Genomic DNA, 5,555 nt, shown 5'->3' with positions numbered 1-5,555 from the left:
CTGTCAGCCCTCGAGACTCGTGGCTTCGCCACATGCGCTTCGAGGGCTGACAGCAGACGCGGGCCGAACCCTTTGTGGGCCTCGCTGAACTCGGCACCGAGAAGGTGACCCATTCGCTGGATGAGCCCGGATTCGGATCGGAACCGGGTGGTGACGCTGGTACCGGGCCCGTGGGCTGCGTAGTGCGGGGTGGGTTCGCGGGGATCTCACGTCTTTATCCGGATGGTCGCACCCTCGAGGTGCGGAGCGCATCCGAGTGGATACGGCGTGGCCGGGGTGCCGGGGGTGGAGACACGTTTTGTCCGGATGCGCCACAATTGGGTTATGACGAACCCTCTTGGGAGCTCGAATCGCGGTCGACAGGGGCTGCCGACGCCGCCTTCGGGGTGGCCGATCGGTTCGTACCCGACGTATGCCGAGGCGCAGCGCGCGGTGGACCATCTGGCCGACAATCAGTTCCCGGTCCAGAATGTCACCATCGTCGGCGTCGATCTGATGCAGGTCGAGCGGGTGCTCTACCGGCTGAACTGGGGGAAGGTCATCGGCGGGGGTGTGGTGTCGGGCGCCTGGCTGGGCCTGTTCCTGGGGCTGCTGCTGAGCCTGTTCACCACCAACGGGATGGCCGGTCCACTGGTGGTCGGTCTGGTGGGCGGCATCATCTTCGGGGTCATCTCCACCACGATCCCGTACGCCGCGACCCGCGGTCAGCGTGATTTCGCGTCGACCATGCAACTGGTGGCGGGCCGCTACGACGTGCTGTGTGATCCGAAGACCGCCGAACAGGCTCGGGATCTGCTCGCCAAGCTGGCGATCTGACGAATGGATGTGATCGAGCGGGTCCGGACGGCGGTGACGGGCCACTTCGATATCGACGCGGCGGCCGTGGATACCGCGTCGGTGACCTTTCTGGGATTGGAGCCGATCGAGATCCTGCGCATCCCGGGCGACGGGGTGGTGCACTTCGTGACGGTGGGCGGGTCCCGGCATCCGATGGGTGATCCGGCCGCGCTGCTGGCCGATCCGGTGCGGGGACCGCGCGCGGAACTGGTGCTCACCGTCCGCGCGGGCGCGGGGTCGGGTTCGGGAGTCGCCAGATCGCTGGGGGTGCTGGCCGCTTCCCCGGCGGTCGAAGGTGTTGTGCTGCGGCCCGATGCGCTGCTGGATCTCGGTGAGCCGATCTGGCAGGCCGCGCCGTTCACCGCGGTGCTGCTGGGTCCGGGGGAGATCCCGGAAATAGAACTACCCGAACCCGCCGATCCGGTGCGGTATTTCGCGGTGACGCCGGTAACGGCCACGGAGGCGGCGTGGGTGCGGGTGCGCGGCGCGCAGGCGCTGCGCGACGCCTGGACCGAGGCGGGTATCGATGTGCTGGACCCCGGACGCGGTGCGGCGTCGCTGTGACGGCTAGAGCCAGTTGTTGCGCCGGAACAGCATCAGCAGCGTGCCGCAGATACCGGTGATGAGCAGCAAAACCACCGGATACCCCCAGGTCCATTTCAGTTCGGGCATATGCTCGAAATTCATCCCGTAGATCCCCGCGATCATCGTGGGAACCGCCGCGATCGCCACCCAGGCCGAGATCTTGCGCATATCGGTGTTCTGCTGCACGGTGATCTTCGCCAGCGCCGCGTTGATGAGGGAACTCAGGGAGTCGTCGAAATCGGTGATGCGCTCCGACACCGTCGTATGGTGGTCGGCGACATCGCGGAAATATCGCCGGACCTCCGGATCGAGCGGTAGATCAGCGTTCTTCACCAGCGTGTCCAACGGCGCGGCCAGCGGATTGACCGCCCGCCGCAATTCCACCACCTCCCGTTTCAGCTGATAGATCGATTCGACGGAGATCGTGCTGCGTGGCGTGAAGATCTCCTCTTCCATCGCGTCGATATCGAATTCGACCGATTGCACGACCTCTATATAGGTGTCGACGACATGATCGGCGATGGCATGCAATACCGCGCCCGGTCCCAGGCGCAGCCGCTTCGGATCCTTCTCGAGCGCCTGGCGCACGCGGGCCAGCGCCGAATGTTCACCGTGGCGGACCGCGATAACGAAATCGGTCGCGAGGAAGATCAGCAGCTCACCGGTTTCGACGATCTCGTTGACGCTGTGGATTTCGTGCTCCATGTAGGCGACGGTCCGCATCACCACGACCAGGGTTTCGTCGTAGCGTTCCAGCTTCGGCCGCTGATGGGCCTGGACCGCGTCCTCCACGGCCAGCGCGTGCAGCCGGAAGGTCGCGGCGATCTCGGCCATCTGCCGCGCGTCGGGGTCGTGCAGACCCAGCCAGACGAAACCACCGCGCTCACGGGCGGCCGCGAGCGCGGTGTCGTGAGTGAACCGCCCGGGTAGCCGTTCGCCCTCCACATACACCGCGCAGTCGACGACGGCGCGGGCCGTGGGAATCGGGATATGCGGTCGCGACGGTGGCCGCCGGGTCCGTCCCGGACTGTGGAACGGCAGCGGCAGGGAAGGCACGTGCCGATGCTAGCCCGCCCGCGCGGGTGGCACCCGGAGCACGCACTGACAGACTGGACGGCGTGCGCATCGACCTCCACACCCATTCCACCGCCTCCGACGGCACCGATACCCCGGCCGAATTGGTGCGCAACGCGGCCGCGGCGGGTCTGGACGTGGTCGCGATCACTGATCACGACACCACCGCCGGATGGGCCGAGGCCGAGGCGGCCCGCCCGGAGGGGCTCACCCTGGTCCGGGGCATGGAGATGTCGTGTGTGGGCCCCGGTGTCGACGGCTGGCCGGTATCGGTGCATCTGCTGGCCTATCTGTTCGACCCGGCCGATCGCGGCTTCGCGGCCGAACGGGAGCGGTTGCGCGCCGAACGGGTGGACCGGCTACGCGCTATGGCCGAGCAGATGGCCGCCGACGGGCTGCCGATCGATCCCGACGCGGTACTGGCCGCAGCGGGTCCGGCGGCGGGACGGCCGCATCTGGCGCGGGCGCTGGTCACGGCGGGTGTGGTGCCGACCGTCGGTGCCGCGTTCGCCGATCTGCTCTCGTCGAACGGGCCCTACTACGTGGAGAAGGCCGATACGCCGCTGCGTACGGCGGTCGCGATGATCGCCGCGGCCGGCGGTGTCAGCGTGCTGGCCCACGCGCGGGCCCGCAGCCGCGGGCGTCTGCTCGATCTGGAGGAGATCGGTGATCTCGTCCCGGCCGGGTTGTGCGGCCTGGAGGTCGACCATCCCGACCACAGCGGCCACGATCGGGCGGTGCTGCGCGAACTGGCGGGCGAATACGGTCTGCTCACCACCGGCTCTTCGGACTACCACGGTGCCAACAAGACGATCGGTCTCGGCGAATGCACCACCGATCCGGCCCAGTTCGAGAAGCTGGCGGGCAGAGCCACCGGCGTACCGGTGCTCGCGTCATGAAAATCGTGCGCGGAGTCAGTGGGATCGTCGCGGCGGGCCTGGTGCTGCTGGCGTTGGTGGTCTTGGGCGCGGCCCTGATCGGCGACCGGCGCGGGTTCCCGGGCCCGGGAACGGAATCGGTGCTGCTCCATCTACTGGTTGCGGCGATAGCCGTTGTCGCGCAGCTGTATTCGGATCGGCGGCGCGGTGCGGCGACCCTGGTGGCCGCGGTTGTGGTGCTGGGTGCGGGGGCCGCGCTGCTGTGGACGCAGTGGTGGGGCTGATCCAGCGGGCGCCGAGATGCCGGGGCGCGGGAGCGCCTTCACACGCCGGGGCAACGGTTGCCGGAACTGTCTCACCTCGGACACCGGTAGGCCGCGAGTTTCCGCTTACGGGGAGGTAATCGCCGCCCCCTACGCTGACCCCGTGGTGTCCGATACACGCAGAACGTGGCACCGGGTTTGGCGTACGACCCGGGACCTGGCACAATATTGCGGATTCCCGATCGTTGCCACCGCCGGGTCGGGGATATCCGGCGCCCCCCGCCACGCGACGCACCGTCGCGGCCGGAGCGCCAGTCGAGTTCTGCCGGACAACCCGTCCGTCATCCGCCCGGACAGTCGCTGCCCGAAATCAGCGCCGTCGCCTATCGACCGTTGTCCGGTGTTCCCGGGTTCCCCCGGCTCACGGCTCCATCGGGAAACATCCTGGTCGCGCCACCGATGAACGATATGACGCAGATAACACCAAATACCCGGCGGTAACCGTCCACCGGTTACGACCGCAACCAGCAGGAGTGAAATCGTGTCCTCTGTGACTGACGCACCGAACGCCACCGCCAGCAAAGATGAGGCCGCAAACCTCTCGGCGATCACTCACGAGGAGATCTTCGCCGGTCACCTCGGCGGCAAGCTCTCGGTAGAGCTCAGCGCGCCGCTGGAGACCCAGCGCGACCTATCCATCGCCTACACCCCCGGCGTGGCGCAGGTGAGCCGTGCGATCGCCGAGGACGAGACACTCGCCAAGCGCTACACCTGGACCGACCGGCTCGTGGTCGTCGTGAGCGACGGGTCGGCGGTGCTCGGTCTGGGCGATATCGGCCCGCGGGCCTCGCTGCCGGTGATGGAAGGCAAATCGGCGCTGTTCAAGAAATTCGCCGGGCTCGACTCCATTCCGATCGTGCTGGACACCAAGGATGTCGACGAGATCGTCGAAACCCTGATCCGGCTGCGGCCCAGCTTCGGCGCGGTGAACCTCGAGGACATCTCCGCCCCGCGCTGCTTCGAAATCGAGAAGCGGGTCGTGGAAGCGCTGGACTGCCCCGTGATGCACGACGACCAGCACGGCACCGCCATCGTGGTGCTGGCCGCGCTCAACGGTGCGGCCCGCGTGCAGGGCCGGTCCACCGCCGACCTCAAGGTCGTCGTCTCCGGCGCCGGCGCGGCCGGCGTCGCGTGCACCAATATCCTGCTCGCCGCCGGCATCCCCGATGTCACGGTGCTCGACTCCAAGGGCATCGTCAGCCGCGAGCGCACCGACCTCAACGCTGTCAAGGCGGATCTGGCCGCGCGCACCAACCCCCGTGGGCTCACCGGCACCCCCGCCGACGCCCTCACCGGCGCCGATGTGTTCCTCGGCCTGTCCGCGGGCACCATCGCCGAAGAGCTCATCGCCTCGATGGCGCCGGAGTCGATCGTCTTCGCCATGTCCAACCCGGACCCGGAAATCCACCCCGAGGTCGCCCGCAAATACGCCGCGATCGTGGCCACCGGCCGCAGTGACTTCCCGAACCAGATCAACAATGTGCTCGCCTTCCCCGGCGTCTTCAAGGGCGCCCTCGACGCGGGCGCCCGCCGGATCACCGAAGGCATGAAGATCGCCGCGGCCGAAGCCATCCTCGGCGTCGTCGCCGACGAACTGGCCGTCGACAAGATCGTCCCCAGCCCGCTGGACCCCCGCGTCGCCCCGGCAGTCGCGGACGCCGTCGCCGCCGCCGCCCGCGCGGAAGGCGTCGCCTGATAAAACGTTCCGCCCTACCCGGGCGGTAACCGCAGCTACAGCACCCGGCCGCCACCCTGGGCCGGGTGCTGTAGTTTTGGAGCGGCTCCGCCGCTCGAGGGTGGGGCTGTAATTTTGGAGGCGCTCCGCGCCTCGAGGGTGGGGCCCTATTAACCCGGTTCT

The 5,555-nt window shown here is 68.2% G+C and carries 6 protein-coding genes; 5 read left to right on the top strand and 1 reads right to left on the bottom strand.

The window, feature by feature from the left end:
• Nucleotides 1–324 precede the first annotated feature (324 nt).
• Together AB0F41_RS31365 and AB0F41_RS31360 are read left to right on the top strand one after the other, a co-directional pair.
• Nucleotides 325–816: a general stress protein gene (locus AB0F41_RS31365; protein WP_357430184.1), complete on the top strand. Its 492-nt coding sequence runs from the start codon at nt 325–327 to the stop codon at nt 814–816.
• Nucleotides 817–819: 3 nt separating this feature from the next.
• Nucleotides 820–1,401: a suppressor of fused domain protein gene (locus AB0F41_RS31360; protein WP_357430182.1), complete on the top strand. Its 582-nt coding sequence runs from the start codon at nt 820–822 to the stop codon at nt 1,399–1,401.
• A gap of 3 nt (nt 1,402–1,404) precedes the next feature.
• On the opposite strand, the gene corA is transcribed toward AB0F41_RS31360, so the two are convergent.
• On the bottom strand, nt 1,405–2,469 hold the full coding sequence (gene corA / locus AB0F41_RS31355) for a magnesium/cobalt transporter CorA (RefSeq protein ID WP_357430188.1): 1,065 nt from the start codon (nt 2,467–2,469) through the stop codon (nt 1,405–1,407).
• Between the two features lie 71 nt (nt 2,470–2,540).
• Between corA and AB0F41_RS31350 the strand changes: the two genes are divergently transcribed.
• The 3 genes from AB0F41_RS31350 to AB0F41_RS31340 all read left to right on the top strand — a co-directional run bounded on the left by AB0F41_RS31350 (nt 2,541) and on the right by AB0F41_RS31340 (nt 5,393).
• A complete protein-coding gene (locus tag AB0F41_RS31350; RefSeq protein ID WP_357430180.1) occupies nt 2,541–3,395 on the top strand; it encodes a PHP domain-containing protein in 855 nt (284 codons plus the stop codon).
• Nucleotides 3,392–3,658, top strand: a complete 267-nt coding sequence (locus AB0F41_RS31345) for a hypothetical protein (protein ID WP_357430178.1) — start codon at nt 3,392–3,394, stop codon at nt 3,656–3,658. The genes AB0F41_RS31350 and AB0F41_RS31345 overlap by 4 nt, the downstream gene beginning before the upstream one ends.
• Before the next feature lie 529 nt (nt 3,659–4,187).
• Nucleotides 4,188–5,393 carry an NADP-dependent malic enzyme gene (locus AB0F41_RS31340; RefSeq protein ID WP_357430186.1) on the top strand — a complete coding sequence of 402 codons (1,206 nt, stop codon included), beginning with the start codon at nt 4,188–4,190 and terminating at the stop codon, nt 5,391–5,393.
• Nucleotides 5,394–5,555: the final 162 nt, after the last annotated feature.

Source organism: Nocardia sp. NPDC024068 (assembly GCF_040638875.1).
Classification (GTDB): Bacteria; Actinomycetota; Actinomycetes; order Mycobacteriales; family Mycobacteriaceae; genus Nocardia.
This window is presented reverse-complemented; position numbering and strand designations above follow the sequence as displayed.

Excerpts from the sequence above, each read along its gene's own strand:
- AB0F41_RS31365 (WP_357430184.1), top strand. The coding sequence starts at position 325 with ATGACGAACCCTCTTGGGAGCTCGAATCGCGGTCGACAGGGGCTGCCG.
- AB0F41_RS31360 (WP_357430182.1), top strand. The coding sequence starts at position 820 with ATGGATGTGATCGAGCGGGTCCGGACGGCGGTGACGGGCCACTTCGAT.
- AB0F41_RS31345 (WP_357430178.1), top strand. The coding sequence starts at position 3,392 with ATGAAAATCGTGCGCGGAGTCAGTGGGATCGTCGCGGCGGGCCTGGTG.